Here is a 17,473-nt window from a genome sequence, read left to right as displayed (position 1 = left end):
TGCGCCACCCGCGGCGGACAGGGCTCTCACGTCCATTCTGCTCGCCGACGTGCTTCACGGCCATGCGGCCGGCTGCGTCGGACCCCTTGGTAAGCGGCTCCTGCCGTCGTGGCAGTTTCTTCACCGCTGGGTGCGGGCTGGGGACGATGAGGTCGATCGAGGAGAGGAGAGGAGAGGAGAGGAGGGGCGGTGCGCGCGCCTGGATCGAACCGGATGTCGCCGTCATCCGGTTCGGGGTTTCCGTATGGGGCCGCGAGGTCGCGTCATGTACCGGATCGAAGCGCTCGACGCCTGGATCCGCGAACAGGAGCAGGCCGATTCCCGCTGCAAACCCGTCTTGAACCCCGTCAGCGCCGCCCCGCTGCGCCGTACCGACTATTCGGCAACTGCCTGACGCCTCAAGGCGAGGGCTCTTGACCGTCGAACCCCACAGGAGGCCCTTGGCCGGCTACATCGAAGACCGTTGGATCAAGAAGAAGGACCCCGTCAGCGGCAAGCGGGAACGCACCACCCGCTACGGGAAGGGCTCTCGTCACCGCGTCGGCGGCATCCCCGGCGTCCGGGACATGTCGTTCGACACCGCGGAGGATGCCAAGGCATGGTTGCGCCGGGCTGGCACCGACAGCGAACGCGTACGCCTGCACATCCTTCCGCACCTCGGTGAGGTGGCGCTGAGAGACGTCTCCGCGACCGTCCTGCGGGGCTATGTCGCAGCGCTCGAAGGGGAGTGCGCGCCCCGCTATGCCCGGCAGATCCTTACGCCTCGATCATCCTCGAAGCCGGCGAGTCCGTCGTCACCCTCGCCCGATGGCTCGGCCACTCCAGCCCGACCATCACTCTCGACCACTACGCTCACTTCATGCCCGAGGCCGGTGGCAAGGGGCGAGCGGCCGTCGATGCGCTACTCGGCGTGGTTCCGCCCGCCGCCCAGGGTGCCAGATTCTCACTCTGGGTGATTGCCTGCGAAGGGCGGGTGTTTGGAGGCAGACCGCACGAAGCGTGCGGAACAGCAGATGAGGAGGGCGACCGCCCCCTCCCCAGCGTCGCGCATTCTCCCCAGATTCTCCCCAGGGCCTCGAAATGCCCCTCCCGGCTCATTCGCTACTGCGAAGTAGATCAATCGCTTCGGTCTGGCACTACAGCCAGTCCCGCCGCTTGAAGATGAAGTACAGGCTCGTGCACACCGCCGCCATCAGCAGGATCGCGAAGGGGTAGCCGAAAGCCCAGTCCAGCTCCGGCATCGCGTCGAAGTTCATGCCGTAGATCGTTCCCACCAGCGTGGGTGCAAACAAAATGGCCGCCCATGAGGAGATCTTCTTGATCTCCTCGTTCTGCTCGAAGCCCGCCTCCGCCAACGCCCTCATCTCCGCGTTCTGTTGCTGCGTGACCAGGGTCGCGTTGACCGTGAGGATGTCCGTGAGGGCCTGGCGGAAGCCGTCGACGCGTTCGCTGGTGTGGGTGACGTGGTCGGCGACGTCGCGGAGGTAGCGCTGGAGTTCCTCGTCCGTGCCGTACTTGGCGAAGCCGGCCATCAGGCCGTGGAGCATGCCCACCAGGGGGCGGGTCGCGCGTTGGAACTCGACCATTTCCCGGGAGAGTTCGTAGATGCGGCGGGAGACCGCCGGGTCGCCGCCGAAGACCTCCGTCTCGATCTCGTCGATGTCGTTCTGGACGCCGGCCACCACCGGGGCGTAGCCGTCGACCACCGCGTCGAGAATCGCGTACAGGACCGCCTCCGGGCCGAGGGCGAGGAGTTCCGGGTCCTTCTCCATGCGGCGGCGGACCGAGGAGAGGTCCGGGGCGGCGCCGTGGCGGACCGTGATCAGGAAGTCCGGGCCCACGAAGACGTGCAGTTCGCCGAAGTCGACCTCCTCCTGGGCGTCCAGGTAGCGGGCGGCACGCAGCACGACGAAGAGGGTGTCTCCGTACCGTTCCAGTTTGGGGCGCTGGTGGGCCTCCATCGCGTCCTCGACGGCCAGTTCGTGCAGGTCGAACTCGGCAGCCAGGGAGTGCAGTTCGTCCTCGGTCGGGCGCTGGAGCCCGATCCACGCCATGCCGTCCGGGTGCTCGCGCAGCTGCCTGAAGGTCTCCGAGAGTGTCACCGGTGACGAGACCCGGTGGCCGTCCCGGTACAGACCGGCCTGCACCACGCTCGGCCGGGCCACGGGCGGTTCCGGTGAGGTGGTCGCGGGCGGCTCTGCCTGGGGGCGGCGCCACGCCGCGCGGGGGCGGCGGTCGGACATCGTCGTACACCTCCGGGGTCTCCGGGCAGGACATCTGCAGGCAGGACACCTCCGGGCAGGATATCGGGGGTGTGCGGTCCGGGCCCGACGGCCCGCTGGAGGAGCGCCGCCGCCGGCGCGTCGTCCCCCGTCGGCCTGCGACGCCTCGCCCCTTCGTCGCGGCTTCCGCACCGCACCCCCGCCCCTTGCGGACCGTATCTGTCCGCAAGTCCGAGTAGCGTGCCGCCATGGCCCTCAAGACGACGACCCATCCCGTGCTCGGACCCCGTGCCCTGAACCGTGCCACGCTCGCCCGTCAGCTGCTCCTGAGCCCCGCTCCCATGGGCGTCACGGAGGCCGTCGGCCACCTTCTCGGCCTCCAGGCGCAGAACACCAAGCCCCCGTACTACGCCCTCGCCGCCCGCCTCGACGGGTTCCGCCCCGAGCAACTGTCCGCGCTGATGGAGTCCCGGGCCGTCGCCCGCATCGTGACCATGCGGTCGACCGTGCACACCCACACCGCGAGCGACGCGGTCGCCCTGCGCGGGCTCGTCCAGGCCGGGGCCATCGACCGCGAGCTCGCGATGTTCGTCTCCCGTGGAGGGCTCGACGGCGTCGACCTCGACCGGCTCGCCGACCTCGCCCGCGCGCTCGTCGAGGAGCGGCCCCGTACCCCCAAGGAGCTGCGCGAGGAGCTCATCAAAGAGTGGCCCGGCGCCGATCCGCAGTCCCTCTCCGTCGCCGCCCGCTGCCTCCTTCCCCTGGTCCAGGTCACCCCGCGCGGCCTCTGGGGACGCGGCGGCAAGGTCGCGCTCACCACGACCGACCAGTGGTTCGACGAGTCCGCCGAGCGGACCGCGGACGGGGCCGCCGATGTCGACGAGACCGTGCTCCGCTACCTCGGCGCCTTCGGGCCCGCCTCCGTCAAGGACATGCAGGCCTGGTGCGGTCTGACCCGCCTCGGTGAGGCGTTCGAGCGGCTGCGGCCCCGGCTCCTCGTCTTCCAGGACGAACGCGGCACCGAGCTCTTCGATCTGCCCGACGCCCCCCGCCCCGACGAGGACACCCCGGCCCCGCCCCGCTTCCTTCCCGAGTTCGACAACCTGCTCCTCTCCCACGCCGACCGCACCCGCGTCGTGCCCGCCGAACTCCGGGGCCGCACCTGGAGCGGCAACCAGGCCCACCGCGTCTTCCTCCTCGACGGCTTCCTCGCCGGGATCTGGCACCTCGACGAGGCGAAGGACCGGACGATCCTCACCGTCGAACCCTTCGCGCACGTGACGCGCGGCGAACGCGCCGCGCTCACCGCCGAGGCCGAGCGGACCCTCCGGCTCATGACGCCGCAGGACGTTCCGTACGACATCGTGCACGTCGGGTAGTGGCGCCCCGGCGGTTTCAGGAGCGCCGCGGGACGGGGACGGGTGTACGGAGGGAGGCGGGTGAGGGAGGCGAGGGGGTAGGCGCGTGGATCGAACCCCTATGACATGACAGGGCATTCACACTTGCGTTCTGCGAACGTGGCGGGTTGCGGGGGATCTTGAACGGCTGTCATGGCGTGCGCCGGAACGCTCCTCCACGACGGCACCCTGACCTCGCACACGAGCAGCACCACGACCGGCGATTCCTCGATGTCCACCCATCCGACCCTCAAGACGATCTTCGACCAGGTGGAGTCCGACGCCAAGGCGGCCGACGACTACCCGGGCAACGGGCACGGCAAATGCGCGGAAGTCTCCCTCATCTCCGACCGGTTGCACCAGCTCGATCCGAACGGGACGGGAATCGTCTCCTCTCGCCCGCGTCATCGCGCACCATTGAGAGAGAGCACGCAATGCCGAGAATGACAGCAGAGGCCGTCGAGGCCGTCCTGACCGTGGCGGGCTGGTCCCGGGGCCGTGACATCGGCGCGGAGCTGCCCGGACTCCTGAGGTTCGTGACCGACCGCTTCGCCGAGGAAGGGCATCCGGTCGAACCCTTCCAGGCCGCGCAGGACTTCGTCAGGGAATTCGGTGGACTCCGCCTGGAGATTCCGGGAACTCCACCGGTCGCGATCGGATTCACGCCTCACTGGATCTACGAGGAGAGCGGCGAGGACGTCGCCGAGCTCGCCCAGAACCTCGGAAGGCGACTCTTTCCCGTCGGATACGAGACGTTCGACGGGGCGATGCTGCTCATCGACGACACCGGGCGTTTCTTCCTCATGCACCACACCGGTCCCTATTACCTGGGAACGAACACGTACGAGGCCATCAGCTGTCTGCTGCGCGGCCCCCAGCAGGAAGCGCGGGACTACTTCGTCTGACACCTTTCCGGGAACGGCCTCCTCCCTCCTCCTCCAGGGCACGACCGCCGACTCCGCGCTCGTCTCCGACCGCTCCGCGCGGTCGACGCCCAGCGGACGGACGGCGGGACCACGACCCTCTCCGAGGCGCCGTCGCACTTCGCGGGCGCGGCCCTCGTCTCCCGCAAGGTGCGTCCCCGGCGGAGCCGGCCGCTCTGGCGCAGAGGGCCGCATCCTGCGAACTGGTGCTCACCGTGCGGCCACCGGACGGCACACCGGTCCCCCTGACTGCCGCGTGGCCCTCGGGGGTACGGACGGCTTCGTCCTGGCCTTGTCGACGGGCCCGGGCGCCTCGGTCGGCCGTGCGGCGACGGCCGGGACGCCTGCGTCTCCGCCTTCGACTCCTGGGCCGCCGCGACCTGAGGGAGACGGGCGCCCGCCTCGGGAGTCCGGTGCGCTCCACGCGCGCCGGGGCCCCACGCCGCTACGGCAGCGCCCCCGCCCTCCGTGCCGCGACCACCGCCTCCAGGCGGGTGTGCGCGCCCAGTTTGCGCATCGCCGAGCGCAGGTAGCCCTTGACCGTCTCCGGGCGCAGGCCGAGGCGGGTCGCCGCCGTCGCGTTCGTCGCGCCCGAGGCCACCGCCGCGAGGACGTCCGTCTCCCGGGGGGTCAGCGCGACCCCCGGCAGGTCGCGGGGCGCCCCCGAGGCCGTCTCCAGCCGGCCACAGACCGCGAGCAGGCGCTCCCGCAGCTCCGGGTCCGGGACCTGCGGGGCCAGTTCGCGCAGCTCCCCGTACGCCTGGCGGACCTCCTCCCAGGACGGCCCCGAGGCCGGGGGAGAGTCGAGGCGGCCGACCTCGTCCCGTACGGCCAGCGCCTGCTCCACGTCACGGGCCGCCGCGACCGCCGCGTCGAAGACCCGCTCGCCGAGCGGCACGGCGTCGCGCAGCGCCCCGTACAGGACACCGCGCACCTTGCGGCGTACGACGACGGGCACCGCGATCACCGAGCGCAGCCCCTCCACCGCGACCGGGACGTCGTACTCGTGGGTGATGTGCCGGGCCGAGGGGTAGTCCGTGACCGCGCACGGCCGCGACAGGGCCAGGCACTTCCCGCCCAGGCCCGAGCCGGTCGAGATCGTCAGGCCGTGCAGCGCGGGCGTCATCGCCCCGCAGGTCTCACCGATCCGCATCGCCCGCCCGTCCTGGAGCAGCCCGCCGAAGACCACGGGCAGTCCGCTGCCCCGGCGCAGCCGTAGCAGCGCCGCGCGCAGCTCGGCCGTTTCCCTCTGCTCGGGCACGGAACCACTCCTTCACCCCCGAACGGGGGTAGTGAGACCTGGGTCACTGATTACACGATGTCCGGGACCGGTCCCGCAACGAGGAGGACGTATGACGGCGCAGAGCGCGACCAGTGCGACGGAGGGGTTCCGGGCCGCCCGGGACTTTCTGCTCCAGCACCGCGAGGACTACGAGACGGCCTACGAGGGCTTCGCCTGGCCTCGGCCCGACCGGTTCAACTGGGCGCTCGAATGGTTCGACGTCATCGCGGAGGGGAACGACCGGACCGCGCTCCACCTCGTCGAGGAGGACGGCTCCGAGACGAAGGTGTCCTTCGCCGAGATGTCCCGCCGCTCCAACCGGGTCGCGAACTGGCTGCGGGCCCAGGGCGTCCGCGCCGGGGACCGGATCATCGTGATGCTCGGCAACCAGGCCGAACTGTGGGAGACCGTGCTCGCCGCGATGAAGCTGCGCGCCGTCGTCATCCCCGCCACCCCGCTCCTCGGCTCCGCCGACCTGCGCGACCGCGTCGACCGGGGCCGCGCCCGCCATGTGATCGTGCGCGCCGAGGACACCGCCAAGTTCGACGACGTCCCCGGCGAGTACACCCGGATCGCGGTCGGCGGCGACGGGGTGAACTGGCTGGGGTACGAGCATGCCGACGGCGAGTCCGACGCGTTCGAGCCCGACGGCGTCACCCTCGCCGACGACACCCTGATGCTGTACTTCACCTCCGGTACGACCGCCCGGCCCAAGCTGGTCGAGCACACCCACACCTCATACCCCGTCGGGCACCTCTCCACGATGTACTGGATCGGCCTCAAGCCCGGTGACGTGCACCTCAACATCTCCTCGCCGGGCTGGGCCAAGCACGCCTGGTCCAATCTCTTCGCCCCGTGGAACGCCGAGGCGACCGTCTTCATCCACAACTACACACGCTTCGACCCGGCCCGGCTGATGAGCGAGATGGCGCGCAACGGCGTCACCAGCTTCTGCGCCCCGCCGACCGTCTGGCGGATGCTGATCCAGGCCGACCTGAGTCAGCTGACGACCCCGCCGCGCGAGGTCGTCGCCGCCGGCGAACCCCTCAACCCCGAGGTCATCGAGTCCGTACGGCGCGCCTGGGGCGTCACCATCCGGGACGGCTTCGGCCAGACCGAGACCGCCGTCCAGGTCTCCAACAGCCCCGGTCAGCGGCTCAAGGAGGGGTCCATGGGACGCCCGAGCCCCGGCTTCCGGGTCACCCTCGTCGACCCGGTCAGCGGTCGGCCGGACGTGGAGGAGGGCGAGATCTGTCTCGACCTGTCCACCCACCCCGTGGGCCTGATGACCGGTTACCACGGCGACCCGGAGAAGACGGCGGAGGCGATGGCCGGCGGCTACTACCGCACCGGCGACATCGGCTCTCGGGACGAGGACGGGTACATCACCTTCACCGGGCGCGGTGATGACATTTTCAAGGCCTCCGACTACAAGATCAGCCCGTTCGAGCTGGAGAGCGCGCTCCTCGAACACGAGGCCGTCGCCGAGGCGGCCGTCGTCCCCGCCCCCGACCCGCTGCGCCTCGCCGTCCCCAAGGCGTACGTCGTCCTCGCGGCGGGCTGGGAGCCGGACGAGGAGACCGCGCAGGCCCTCTTCGCCCACTCGCGCGCGGTCCTCGCCCCGTACAAGCGGGTCCGGCGCATCGAGTTCGCCGAACTGCCCAAGACCGTCTCGGGCAAGATCCGGCGCGTGGAGCTGCGCCGGCTCACGGCGGAAGGCGGCGGCAAGGAGTACGCGGAGGGTGACCTCGGATGAGCGCGCGCGAGGAACTCTCCCACGCCCACAGGACGCCCGCGTCCCTCTCCCCCGCCCACAGGGCCCCCACCACCCTCTCCTACGCCCACGGCGCGTCCACCACCCCGCTCCTCGGCGACACCATCGGCGCCGACCTCGACCGGGCCGTCGTCGCCTGGCCCGACCGGGAGGCGCTCGTCGACGTCCCCACCGGGCGCCGCTGGACGTACGCCGAATTCGGCGCCGACGTCGACCGGTTGGCCGGAGCCCTGCTCGGCAGCGGTGTGCGCAAGGGCGACCGGGTCGGCATCTGGGCGGTGAACTGCGCCGAGTGGGTCCTCGTCCAGTACGCCACCGCCCGCGTCGGCGCCGTCATGGTCACCATCAACCCGGCCTACCGCGCCCACGAGTTGGCATACGTCCTCAACCAGGCGGGCATCACCCTGCTCTTCGCGTCCCTCTCCCACAAGACGAGTGACTACCGTGCGATGGTCGAGCAAGTACGCCCGGAATGCACACAGTTGCGTGAGGCGGTGCACTTCGGGGACCCGGGCTGGGACGCGTTCCTCGCCCGTACGCCCGGGGACCTGCGCCCGGAGCCGCTCTCCTGCGACGAACCCGTCAACATCCAGTACACCTCGGGGACGACGGGCTTCCCCAAGGGGGCGACCCTCTCCCACCACAACATCCTCAACAACGGTTACTTCGTCGGCGAGATGATCGCCTACACCGAGCAGGACCGCATCTGCATCCCGGTGCCCTTCTACCACTGCTTCGGCATGGTCATGGGAAACCTGGCCGCCACCTCGCACGGCGCCTGCATGGTGATCCCCGCGCCCTCCTTCGACCCGGCGGCCACTCTCAGGGCGGTGCAGGAGGAACGCTGCACCTCGCTGTACGGCGTGCCGACGATGTTCATCGCCGAGCTGAACCTCCCCGACTTCGCCTCGTACGATCTCTCCACTCTGCGCACCGGCATCATGGCCGGCTCGCCGTGCCCGGTGGAGGTGATGAAACGGGTCGTCGCCGAGATGAACATGGCGGAGGTGTCGATCTGTTACGGCATGACCGAGACCTCGCCCGTCTCCACCCAGACCCGGCGCGACGACGACCTGGAGCGCCGCACGGGCACGGTCGGCCGGGTCATGCCGCACATCGAGGTGAAGATCACCGACCCCGCGACCGGGCTCACCGTGGAACGCGGCACGGCGGGGGAGCTGTGCACCCGCGGCTACAGCGTGATGCTCGGCTACTGGGACGAACCGGAGAAGACCGCCGAGGCGATCGACAGCGGCCGCTGGATGCACACCGGGGACCTGGCGGTGATGCGCGACGACGGGTACGTGCAGATCGTCGGCCGCATCAAGGACATGATCATCCGGGGTGGCGAGAACGTCTACCCGAGGGAGGTCGAGGAGTTCCTCCACGGGCACCCCAAGATCGCCGACGTGCAGGTCGTCGGCGTTCCCGACGCGCGGTACGGCGAGGAGATCATGGCCTGCGTCATCCCCCGCGACCCGGCCGACGCGCCCACCCTGGGCGACATCACGGCCTTCTGCCGCGACCGGCTCGCCCACTACAAGATCCCGCGCAGGGTGGAGATCCTCAGCGAGTTCCCGATGACGGTGAGCGGCAAGGTACGGAAGGTGGAACTGCGGCAGCGGTACGGGAGCGGGTAAGGGACGGGAGGACCTGAGGGACGGCAGCCTCTGCGGGGACGGGAGGCTGCCTGAGGTGCGGGAGTCCCTGCGGGGCGGGAGGCGCCTGAGGTACGGGAAGCCCCGCGGCCCGGCCCTCTACGGGACCGGGCTCCGTACCTCCCGGCGCATGCAGACGCGCGGCCAGACCGACAGGCCGTGGGCCGCCTCCGCGTGGCTGATCGCGCGCAGGCCGTCCGTCAGCGCCGGGTCGGACTCCGCGAGCGGGCGGAAGCCGAGCCGCGCGTAGTACGGCGCGTTCCACGGCACCTCGGTGAACGTCGTCAAGGTCAGCGCCGCCAGGCCCTGCTCCCTCGCCGCCGCCGCCAGGTGCTCGATCAACGCGCGGCCCACGCCTCGGCGCGCGGCGTCCGGATGCACCGACACCTGCTCGATGTGGGCGGAACCGTCGACCGTGTCGGCGAGGAGATACGCGACCGGGCGATCGGCGGCGTCCACCGCCACCCACGCCCGGCCCGCGCGGCGGTACGCCTCCAGGACGTCCAGGGGCAGCGGGTCGTCGTCGGCGATCGCCGCCATGCCGAGCGTGCGGAACGGCTCGCCCGCCGCCCGTTCGATGTCCTGGAGCAGCGGGAGTTCGGCCGGAGCGGCCGCTCTGATGCGCATACGCCAGTATGGCGCGGCCTCACCCCGGACGGTCACCCGTGCCCGGGCCGCGATCCGCCGGCGGCCGGTTCCGCTCCACCTCCCAGGGCCGGTCGAGCAGCCCGCCCTCCCACGAGAACCTCGGCAGGAACATGGCGAGCGCGGGATCGCCGTACAACGCCACGTACAGCTGGACCAGCCGCCCGTCCGTCACCTCGCGCCGGTTCGCCGGCAGCGGGTGCCGCTCCCGGAGGTCGGCGAGGAGCAGCCGCGCCGCCCGGGTGGCCGGCGGCAACCGCAGTAGCACCACGGCCAGGAGCACCGGCAGGGCGCCCGCCGTGAACACCACCGTCAGGACGCCACCGGACGGCGCCGTCGCGTACGCCCCCACCCCGACCGTCAGCGGTACGCAGCCGAGCAGCGCCCCCGCCGCCCCGCGCCGCGCGGGCGACCGCAGCAGCCCCGTCGCGCGCAGCTCGACGTGCAGCGCGTCCACCGCCCGCCGCGCCTCGGGACGCAGTACGAGATCCCGCAGCGCGAAGGCCCGGTGGAGCGACCGGTGCACACCCAGCTGTACGGGGTCCCGGGTGCGGCCCGGCCCGCCGTTGGCCCGAATCGTATGTTTGCGGCCCGCCGCGACCGCTCCGCGCTGGTGCAGCGCCACGAGCGCCACGGTGACGGCCGCCCGCCGCCCGCCCCGCAACAGCGCCAGCGCCTGCGGCGGCGGCACCTCGTCCGTGCGCGGCGCTCCGCTTTCCCGGCTGCGGGTTCGCAGCAGCAGGACGGCGCACAGCAGCTGCCCGCAGGCCGCTCCGATGAACCACCACATTCCCGTCGGCATGACACCCACCCCCGAGGGTGTTGTGCCCGGCAGAGCGTGATCGTCACGCGTGAATGGCCGGATTCGCATGCCGAAGTACCGGGCGGTGGGCGTCTCGTGGGCCGGGCGCCTCCGGCTCAGGCGCCGGTGGCCAGGTCGTCGGCTGCGTCGTTCACCGGTTGCGGGGTGCCGGTCAGGTCGAGCACGAAGAGCGGGAGACCGACCTCGGCGGCACGGGAGCGGGCCTCCGGCGTGTAGCCCGCGAGCGAGAAGAACACGCTCACGGCGGAGGCGCTGAGCCCGTTGAGCCACAGGCACTCCACGGCCCGCAGCCCGGTGGGCCGGGTGCTCGGGTCGACCTGCGCGACGAGCCCCGGCGCCCGCAGGTCCACACCGGACGCGGGCCGCTCCTCGGGCTGGACGACGTCCCGGAAACCGAGCCAGCGCAGGTACCCGGCCGCCGCGCCGACCGCGTCTCGCGCGGTCCGGATCGTCACGGGCCGAAAGCTCCCCCGCGCCGGAGCCGGGCGCGGGGCGGTGGGCGGCAGCGGGATGTGCGCGGGATAGCGCTCGGCGAACGTCCGGGGACCCGAGGGGCGGGGCGGCTCCGAAGGGCGGGGAGGCCCCACGGGACGGGGCGGCTCCACGGGGCGCCGCCGGTGAGCGGCGGGCCCGGGGGAGCCGGGGCCGGGGGCGGCGGGACCGGGCGAGGGATTGCCGGGAGCAGGAGAGCCGGACCCGAAGGTGCCCAATCCGGAGGTGCCTGATCCGGAGGTGCCTGATCCGGGGGTGCCGGGCCCGGAGGCGCCTGATCCGGAGGCGCCTGACCTGGGGGTGCCGGGCCGGGCGGTGCCCGCCCCGGAGGCGCCCGACCCGGAGGCGCCTGATCGGGGAGTGCCTGACTCGGGAGTCCCGGGCCCGCGTGTGCCGGGCTTGGAGGCGCCCGGCCCGGGGGCGCCTGACCCGGCGGTGCCTGCCCCCGAGGCGCCTGACCCGGAAACTCCGTCCACCCCGCGTCGGCCGGTCGGGCCCGTCCCGAACCACTCCGAGCCGGGCTCGACCGCGCGCCACGGTGCCGTACCGGCGGCGGCGTCCGTCCTGGTCCCGGCGGGCCGCCCGGTGGCGGCCGGGCCCGAGGAGGCCCGGGACCTGGGTCCGGGTCCCGCCCCAGAGCTGCCGGAGTCGTCGCCCTCCCCAGCCGTACCGGCGACCCCAAGGCCCCCGCCGCTCTCCGGAGCCGTACCGGAGACCCCCGCCGCCCCGTCCCCGACCCCGTCCACCGGCCGTACCGGTATCCGGAGCACCGTCCCGCACGAGCAGCCCAGCTCCGGGTGGGGCCAGTCGTCCTCGCGGCCGCAGGCGCCGCAGCGGACGGTGACCCACTCGTCCGTCCAGTTCCGGTGCGTGATCCGTTCCGCCGTCGCCCCCGCCCGCACGGGCGGCGCCACCGGGCTTCCGCACGCGCAGGGGAAGACGGGTGCCGCGTACGCCTGCGTGCGCAGGCATTCCGGGCAGCGCACCGGTACCGACTCACCCATGGTCAACCCCCTGTCGTCCCGCCCCATCGTCCACCCATCGACCGCCCCGAGGGAGGGTGTTCGGCCACTTCCGTGATCCCGCCGCTCGGACTTCTCTTGACGGCTCTCAGGACCCCGACCTACATTGCTTCCGTATAGCAGAACAGTATTTCCGCATTACGGAAACAAGCCGCCCGGGCTCCGCGAGTCGACCGGCGGGCTTGGATCCGCCCGGCCGAAGCAGGAGCACTCCCATGCCTCGTATGACCGCCGCCGCAGCGGCCGTTGAGATCCTCAAGCGCGAAGGCGTCACCCAGGCGTTCGGCGTCCCCGGCGCGGCGATCAACCCCTTCTACCGCGAGCTCAAGAACGTGGGCGGCGTCAACCACACGCTCGCCCGTCACGTCGAGGGCGCGTCCCACATGGCCGAGGGCTACACCCGCGCCAAGGCCGGCAACATCGGTGTCTGCATCGGTACCTCCGGCCCCGCCGGCACCGACATGATCACCGGCCTGTACTCGGCGATCGCGGACTCGATCCCGATCCTCTGCATCACCGGCCAGGCCCCGGTCTCGAAGCTCCACAAGGAGGACTTCCAGGCCGTCGACATCGCCACGATCGCCAAGCCGGTCACGAAGGCCGCCACGACCGTCCTGGAGGCCGCGCAGGTCCCCGGCGTCTTCCAGCAGGCCTTCCACCTGATGCGCTCCGGCCGTCCCGGCCCGGTCCTCATCGACCTGCCGATCGACGTTCAGCTGACCGAGATCGAGTTCGACCCGGAGACCTACGAGCCGCTGCCGGTCTACCAGCCGCGTGCCACCCGCGCGCAGGCCGCGAAGGCGCTGAGCTTCCTCCTGGAGTCCGAGCGCCCGCTGATCGTCGCCGGTGGCGGCATCATCAACGCCGACGCCACCGACCTCCTCGTCGAGTTCGCCGAGCTGACCGGCATCCCGGTCATCTCCACCCTCATGGGCTGGGGCACCATCCCGGACGACCACGAGCTGGCCGCCGGCATGGTCGGCGTCCAGACCGCGCACCGCTACGGCAACGCGACCTTCCTGGAGTCGGACTTCGTCCTCGGCATCGGCAACCGCTGGGCCAACCGCCACACCGGTTACAACCTCGACGCCTACACCAAGGGCCGCAAGTTCGTCCACGTCGACGTCGAGCCCACGCAGCTCGGCAAGATCTTCGCCCCGGACTACGGCATCGCCTCCGACGCGAAGGCCGCGCTCGAACTCTTCATCGAGATCGCCAAGGAGCTGAAGGCCGCCGGCACGCTGCCCGACTTCTCCGCGTGGGCCGCCTCCGCGCAGGACCGCAAGGCCACCCTCCAGCGCCGCACGCACTTCGAGAACATCCCGATCAAGCCGCAGCGCGTCTACGAGGAGATGAACAAGGCCTTCGGCCCGGACACGCGCTACGTCACCACCATCGGTCTCTCCCAGATCGCCGCCGCGCAGTTCCTGCACGTCTACAAGCCGCGCCACTGGATCAACTGCGGCCAGGCCGGCCCGCTCGGCTGGACCATCCCGGCCGCGATCGGCGTCGCCACCGCCGACCCGGAGACCCCGGTCGTCGCGCTCTCCGGCGACTACGACTTCCAGTTCATGATCGAGGAGCTGGCGGTCGCCGCCCAGCACAAGGTCCCCTACGTCCACGTCCTCGTGAACAACGCCTACCTGGGTCTGATCCGGCAGGCGCAGGGCGGCCTCGGCATCAACTTCGAGGTCAACCTTGAGTTCGAGAACATCAACACCCCGGAGATCGGCGTCTACGGCGTCGACCACGTCAAGGTCGCCGAGGGCCTGGGCGTCAAGGCGATCCGCGTCACCGACCCGGAGAAGCTGGGCGAGGCGCTCGAAGAGGCCAAGAAGCTGGCCGTCGAGCACCAGGTCCCGGTCGTCGTCGAGGCGATCCTGGAGCGCATCACCAACATCGCCATGAGCAAGACGGTCGACATGAGCGACGTCACCGAGTTCGAGGAGCTCGCCACCGAGCCCGGCCACGCGCCCACCGCGATCAAGGCCCTCAAGGTCTGATCACGGAGCCCGTGACACGGCTCTGATCACGGAGCCCGTGGCACGGCTCCGACAGCGGGTGTCGCGAGACGGCCCCCGCCCCGATGAGCACCGGGGCGGGGGCCGCTTCACGTCCCGCTCGTCCCGCCCTGTGCCCCTACGAGGACCGCGCCCGCCGCCGTCCACTCGTACAGGACCGACCGCCCCGCCCGGCCCCGCCGTACGAGACCGGCGTCGAGCAGTACCTTCAGGTGCCGCCCCACGGACCCCAGACCCTGCCCGGTCAGCGCCACCAACTGGCTGGTGGACTTGGGCGATTCGAGCCGTACGAGCACCCCGGCGCGCGCCCCGCCGAGCAGCGCCCCGAGCGCCTCCGGCACGACGGGCCCCGTCACGTCCGCGAGGGCGCCGGAGCACGCGTACACGATGGCGAACCGCTCGAAGCCCTCCCAGGAGACCCAGCCCCGGTTCGGCGTCACGGGCACGAAGAGCAGCCGGCCGCCGTCGACCCGTCTCGGCGGATACGCGCGGGGGTTGACCTGGAGCCGCCCGTCGCCCAGCCAGCGCATCTTCCCCGGACACAGCTCGTCGAGCGCCGCCGCCCAGCCGTCCCTGGCGAGCCGCGCGGTCCGCGCCACCACATCGGCCTCGAGGACCCGGCGCCTGCGCGGCCAGTCGGGCAGCACCGTCTCCCGCCACACCCACTCCAGGACCCCCGCCATCCGGTGCGGCAGGTCCCTCGCGGACCTCAGCGGCTCCGGTACGGGGCCACCGACCGCCACCTCCAACTGCGGTACCGCGTCCGCCGGTTCGGCCTCACGCACCGCCGCGACCTCCTCCTCGAAGGAGCGGTCGCGTCCGCCCGTCGGCGTCGGTGTCAGGAAGTCGGCGTTCCACGTGGGCCCGATGGCCGCCCGTACGAGCAGCGCGTCCAGCGGTTCGGCGGCGAGGCGCTCCCGGTACGCCGGCAGGTGCGCGGCCAGCCAGGCCCGCTCGCCCGGATGCGCACCGGCCGCCCCGTGCAGGGTCTTCAGCGCCGCGACCGTCTCGGCCAGCGGCGAGACGACGAAGCAGCTCCCCGCCAGGGAGTCCGTACCGATCTGCCACCAGCCCATGACACCCGCCCGGTCCTTTCGTCCTCCGGCGAAACAATATCGGCGCGGACGGCCCGCCCGGAGACTCCCCGGCATGCCCCGCTACCAAGACCTCTTCCGCACGCCCGAGTTCACCCCGCTCTTCCTCACCGGCGCCGTCCACACCGCCGCCCAGACGGTCGCCGGGCTCGGCCTCGCCACGCTGGTGTTCCGGGCGACCGGCTCCCCGCTCCTCTCCGCCCTCGCGCTCTTCGGCCCCTCGCTCGCGCAGCTGCTCGGCGCGACCACCCTGCTGTCGGCCGCCGACCGGCTGCCGCCGCGCGCCGCGCTCGCCGGGATGTCCCTCTTCTTCGCCCTGGGCACCGCCGTCCTGGCGATCCCCGCCCTGCCGACCTGGGCGCTCTTCGCGATCCTCCTCGCCGAGGGGCTCGTGGCCTCGCTGGGCGGCGGGGTGCGCTACGGGCTCCTCAACGAGATCCTCGCCCGCGAGGACTTCCTCCTCGGCCGCTCGGTGACGAACATGGCGGTCGGCGTCTGCCAGATCGGCGGCTTCGTGACCGGCGGCGCCCTCATCGCCGTGCTCGCGCCGCGCGGCGCGGTCCTCGTGGGCGCGGCCCTGTACCTCGGCGCCGCGCTCCTCGCCCGTGCCGGCCTCGGGGCGCGCCCGCCGCGTGCCGCCGGACGCGCCTCGGTCGCCGAGACCTGGCGTACCAACCGGCGGCTGTGGTCCTCGTCCGCGCGCCGCCGCTGCTACCTGGCCCTCTGGGTGCCCAACGGGCTGATCGTGGGCTGCGAGTCGCTCTTCGTGCCGTACGACCCCGAGCGCGCCGGGCTCCTCTTCGGGTGCGCCGCGCTCGGGATGCTGGCCGGGGACACGGTCGTCGGCCGTTTCGTACCGGCGCGGCTGCGCGGCCGGATCCGCTTCCCGCTCCAGGCACTGCTCGCGGCCCCGTTCCTGGTCTTCGCCCTGGACCCGCCGCTGCCGGTCGTACTCCTCGCGGTCACGGTCTCGGCGGTCGGGTACGGGGCGAGCCTCCTGCACCAGGAGCGGTTGACGGCCCTGGTGCCGGAGGAGCTGAGCGGTCACGCGCTCGGGCTTCACACCTCGGGGATGCTCGCCCTCCAGGGGGTGAGCGCGGCCCTCGCCGGCACCCTCGCCCAGTACACGTCACCGCCTACGGGCATGGTGCTGCTCGCGCTCGCCTCGCTCACCGTGACCCTGGCGCTCGCGCGGGCCGAGCGGAGGGCCGTGAGGACCGGGCGGAGTGCCGGCCGCGGGGCCGGGGGAGCGTCGTCTAGCGAGGCGCCGTCGAGCGGTGCACGACCGTGTCCTCGCACGGACCGTCGGCGAACAGCTTGAGCGCCTCCATCTCGTCCTTGTCGACCGAGAGGCCCCAGCGCAGCTTGGTGCCCACCCACTCGCCGACGTAACGGCAGTAGCGGGCGTTCTCCGCGGGCACCCATTCGGCGGGGTCGCGTCCGGCCTTGTCCTTCTGGCTGCGGGCGGTGACGGCGACGAGGGTCGCGGCCGCGCCCTGGTCGTTGGCGTACTTCTCGCGCCGCGCGGCCGTCCAGCCGGACGCCCCCGACTGCCAGGCCTCCTCGAGGCCGACGAGGTGGTCGACGCGGAGGAGGGCCGGGTCGGTGACGTTCTGCCCGTCGTAGTACGAGGTCCACCGGCCCCCGGTGATGGCGCAGTCCTTGCCGGTCTTGGGGGCGTCGACGGCCTCGGCGACGAGCACCTCGGCGCGGGTGTCGCAGCCGTCCGCCGGGTCGAGGCCCTTGTTCCAGTGGCGGAACGCCGTCACCTTGTAGCCGGCCGTGTCCTCGGTGGCCTCGGGGAGCTCGGCGAGCGCGTCGGGGAACAGGATGACGCCGCTCGCGGAGAGGGCGGGGGAGGGGACGGCGAGGGGGGACAGGACGAGTGCGAGCGGGGCGAGCCCGCGCATCAGGTTCTTGATCATGTACGAGTGGATAGCGGCGGTCGCGGGGCGCACGGGAGCCGAATCGCGGTGCGCTCGCCCGACCGGGTGTGGATCTTCACCGCAGAAACGATGCGCTGCGGGTCGGTACGCGCACATGAAGAAGAGCGCGGAACCAGGGACCGTAAACCTGGTTCCACGCTCTTCCGTCTTGTGACCGCCCGACGGCACGAGGCT

15 protein-coding genes and 1 pseudogene are annotated in these 17,473 nt (G+C 72.1%); 9 read left to right on the top strand and 7 right to left on the bottom strand.

Going from position 1 to position 17,473, the window contains the following annotated elements:
• The first annotated feature begins 265 nt into the window (after window positions 1-265).
• Both ACIRB7_RS16915 and ACIRB7_RS16910 read left to right on the top strand, forming a co-directional pair.
• Window positions 266-394 carry a hypothetical protein gene (locus tag ACIRB7_RS16915; protein ID WP_403598574.1) on the top strand — a complete coding sequence of 43 codons (129 nt, stop codon included), beginning with the start codon at window positions 266-268 and terminating at the stop codon, window positions 392-394.
• Between the two features lie 363 nt (window positions 395-757).
• Window positions 758-1,159 (top strand): annotated as a pseudogene (locus tag ACIRB7_RS16910) (hypothetical protein); the annotation flags it as partial.
• On the opposite strand, the gene ACIRB7_RS16905 reads toward ACIRB7_RS16910, so the two are convergent.
• Window positions 1,137-2,243: a magnesium and cobalt transport protein CorA gene (locus ACIRB7_RS16905; protein WP_403598572.1), complete on the bottom strand. Its 1,107-nt coding sequence runs from the start codon at window positions 2,241-2,243 to the stop codon at window positions 1,137-1,139. The pseudogene ACIRB7_RS16910 and the gene ACIRB7_RS16905 overlap by 23 nt on opposite strands.
• 227 nt (window positions 2,244-2,470) lie before the next feature.
• Between ACIRB7_RS16905 and ACIRB7_RS16900 the strand changes: the two genes are divergently transcribed.
• The 3 genes from ACIRB7_RS16900 (at window position 2,471) to ACIRB7_RS16890 (ending at window position 4,524) form a co-directional block, all read left to right on the top strand.
• Window positions 2,471-3,601 carry a winged helix DNA-binding domain-containing protein gene (locus ACIRB7_RS16900; RefSeq protein WP_403598569.1) on the top strand — a complete coding sequence of 377 codons (1,131 nt, stop codon included), beginning with the start codon at window positions 2,471-2,473 and terminating at the stop codon, window positions 3,599-3,601.
• Between the two features lie 171 nt (window positions 3,602-3,772).
• Window positions 3,773-4,066, top strand: coding sequence for a YwqJ-related putative deaminase (locus tag ACIRB7_RS16895; RefSeq protein WP_403598566.1), 294 nt, complete (start codon window positions 3,773-3,775; stop codon window positions 4,064-4,066).
• Window positions 4,063-4,524 (top strand): SUKH-3 domain-containing protein, encoded by a 462-nt coding sequence (locus tag ACIRB7_RS16890; RefSeq protein ID WP_403598563.1) that lies wholly within the window; start codon window positions 4,063-4,065, stop codon window positions 4,522-4,524. The genes ACIRB7_RS16895 and ACIRB7_RS16890 overlap by 4 nt, the downstream gene beginning before the upstream one ends.
• Window positions 4,525-4,987: 463 nt before the next feature.
• Here the strand turns inward: ACIRB7_RS16890 and ACIRB7_RS16885 are convergent, their stop codons facing one another.
• Complete coding sequence (locus ACIRB7_RS16885; protein ID WP_403598560.1) at window positions 4,988-5,803, bottom strand: LuxR C-terminal-related transcriptional regulator; 816 nt, start codon at window positions 5,801-5,803, stop codon at window positions 4,988-4,990.
• A gap of 91 nt (window positions 5,804-5,894) precedes the next feature.
• Here ACIRB7_RS16885 and ACIRB7_RS16880 point away from each other — a divergent pair, with 91 nt between their 5' ends.
• A complete protein-coding gene (locus ACIRB7_RS16880) occupies window positions 5,895-7,580 on the top strand; it encodes an AMP-binding protein (RefSeq protein WP_403598557.1) in 1,686 nt (561 codons plus the stop codon).
• Window positions 7,577-9,238 carry an AMP-binding protein gene (locus ACIRB7_RS16875; protein ID WP_403598554.1) on the top strand — a complete coding sequence of 554 codons (1,662 nt, stop codon included), beginning with the start codon at window positions 7,577-7,579 and terminating at the stop codon, window positions 9,236-9,238. The genes ACIRB7_RS16880 and ACIRB7_RS16875 overlap by 4 nt, the downstream gene beginning before the upstream one ends.
• A gap of 117 nt (window positions 9,239-9,355) precedes the next feature.
• On the opposite strand, the gene ACIRB7_RS16870 is transcribed toward ACIRB7_RS16875, so the two are convergent.
• From ACIRB7_RS16870 to ACIRB7_RS16860, 3 genes are all read right to left on the bottom strand, one after another.
• Window positions 9,356-9,883 carry a GNAT family N-acetyltransferase gene (locus tag ACIRB7_RS16870; RefSeq protein WP_351211433.1) on the bottom strand — a complete coding sequence of 176 codons (528 nt, stop codon included), beginning with the start codon at window positions 9,881-9,883 and terminating at the stop codon, window positions 9,356-9,358.
• A 19-nt stretch (window positions 9,884-9,902) separates the two neighbouring features.
• Window positions 9,903-10,703: a TIGR04222 domain-containing membrane protein gene (locus ACIRB7_RS16865; RefSeq protein WP_403598551.1), complete on the bottom strand. Its 801-nt coding sequence runs from the start codon at window positions 10,701-10,703 to the stop codon at window positions 9,903-9,905.
• Window positions 10,704-10,819: 116 nt separating this feature from the next.
• Window positions 10,820-11,179 carry a hypothetical protein gene (locus tag ACIRB7_RS16860; RefSeq protein ID WP_403598549.1) on the bottom strand — a complete coding sequence of 120 codons (360 nt, stop codon included), beginning with the start codon at window positions 11,177-11,179 and terminating at the stop codon, window positions 10,820-10,822.
• A 1,274-nt stretch (window positions 11,180-12,453) separates the two neighbouring features.
• On the opposite strand from ACIRB7_RS16860, the gene gcl reads away from it, so the two are divergent.
• Window positions 12,454-14,241 carry a glyoxylate carboligase gene (gene gcl, locus ACIRB7_RS16855; protein ID WP_403598546.1) on the top strand — a complete coding sequence of 596 codons (1,788 nt, stop codon included), beginning with the start codon at window positions 12,454-12,456 and terminating at the stop codon, window positions 14,239-14,241.
• Window positions 14,242-14,348: 107 nt separating this feature from the next.
• On the opposite strand, the gene ACIRB7_RS16850 is transcribed toward gcl, so the two are convergent.
• The gene (locus ACIRB7_RS16850) at window positions 14,349-15,335 is read right to left on the bottom strand and encodes an ArsR family transcriptional regulator (protein WP_403598544.1); all 987 of its coding nucleotides are present in this window, start codon (window positions 15,333-15,335) and stop codon (window positions 14,349-14,351) included.
• 73 nt (window positions 15,336-15,408) lie between these two features.
• On the opposite strand from ACIRB7_RS16850, the gene ACIRB7_RS16845 reads away from it, so the two are divergent.
• Window positions 15,409-16,674, top strand: coding sequence for an MFS transporter (locus tag ACIRB7_RS16845; protein WP_403598541.1), 1,266 nt, complete (start codon window positions 15,409-15,411; stop codon window positions 16,672-16,674).
• Here the strand turns inward: ACIRB7_RS16845 and ACIRB7_RS16840 are convergent.
• Complete coding sequence (locus ACIRB7_RS16840; RefSeq protein ID WP_403598538.1) at window positions 16,610-17,278, bottom strand: HNH endonuclease; 669 nt, start codon at window positions 17,276-17,278, stop codon at window positions 16,610-16,612. The genes ACIRB7_RS16845 and ACIRB7_RS16840 overlap by 65 nt on opposite strands.
• Window positions 17,279-17,473: the final 195 nt, after the last annotated feature.

This window comes from Streptomyces sp. NPDC093795 (assembly GCF_044764665.1).
GTDB lineage: Bacteria > Actinomycetota > Actinomycetes > Streptomycetales > Streptomycetaceae > Streptomyces.
The sequence above is the reverse complement of the archived record's forward strand: the minus strand, read 5'-3'. Positions and strand labels throughout refer to the sequence as shown.

What these genes read in the sequence shown, in the direction of transcription:
- ACIRB7_RS16895 (WP_403598566.1), top strand. Translation starts at nt 3,773, where the DNA reads ATGGCGTGCGCCGGAACGCTCCTCCACGACGGCACCCTGACCTCGCAC.
- ACIRB7_RS16880 (WP_403598557.1), top strand. Translation starts at nt 5,895, where the DNA reads ATGACGGCGCAGAGCGCGACCAGTGCGACGGAGGGGTTCCGGGCCGCC.
- gcl (WP_403598546.1), top strand. Translation starts at nt 12,454, where the DNA reads ATGCCTCGTATGACCGCCGCCGCAGCGGCCGTTGAGATCCTCAAGCGC.
- ACIRB7_RS16875 (WP_403598554.1), top strand. Translation starts at nt 7,577, where the DNA reads ATGAGCGCGCGCGAGGAACTCTCCCACGCCCACAGGACGCCCGCGTCC.
- ACIRB7_RS16890 (WP_403598563.1), top strand. Translation starts at nt 4,063, where the DNA reads ATGACAGCAGAGGCCGTCGAGGCCGTCCTGACCGTGGCGGGCTGGTCC.
- ACIRB7_RS16905 (WP_403598572.1), bottom strand. Translation starts at nt 2,243, where the DNA reads ATGTCCGACCGCCGCCCCCGCGCGGCGTGGCGCCGCCCCCAGGCAGAG.
- ACIRB7_RS16900 (WP_403598569.1), top strand. Translation starts at nt 2,471, where the DNA reads ATGGCCCTCAAGACGACGACCCATCCCGTGCTCGGACCCCGTGCCCTG.
- ACIRB7_RS16840 (WP_403598538.1), bottom strand. Translation starts at nt 17,278, where the DNA reads ATGATCAAGAACCTGATGCGCGGGCTCGCCCCGCTCGCACTCGTCCTG.
- ACIRB7_RS16870 (WP_351211433.1), bottom strand. Translation starts at nt 9,883, where the DNA reads ATGCGCATCAGAGCGGCCGCTCCGGCCGAACTCCCGCTGCTCCAGGAC.
- ACIRB7_RS16850 (WP_403598544.1), bottom strand. Translation starts at nt 15,335, where the DNA reads ATGGGCTGGTGGCAGATCGGTACGGACTCCCTGGCGGGGAGCTGCTTC.
- ACIRB7_RS16865 (WP_403598551.1), bottom strand. Translation starts at nt 10,703, where the DNA reads ATGCCGACGGGAATGTGGTGGTTCATCGGAGCGGCCTGCGGGCAGCTG.
- ACIRB7_RS16915 (WP_403598574.1), top strand. Translation starts at nt 266, where the DNA reads ATGTACCGGATCGAAGCGCTCGACGCCTGGATCCGCGAACAGGAGCAG.
- ACIRB7_RS16845 (WP_403598541.1), top strand. Translation starts at nt 15,409, where the DNA reads ATGCCCCGCTACCAAGACCTCTTCCGCACGCCCGAGTTCACCCCGCTC.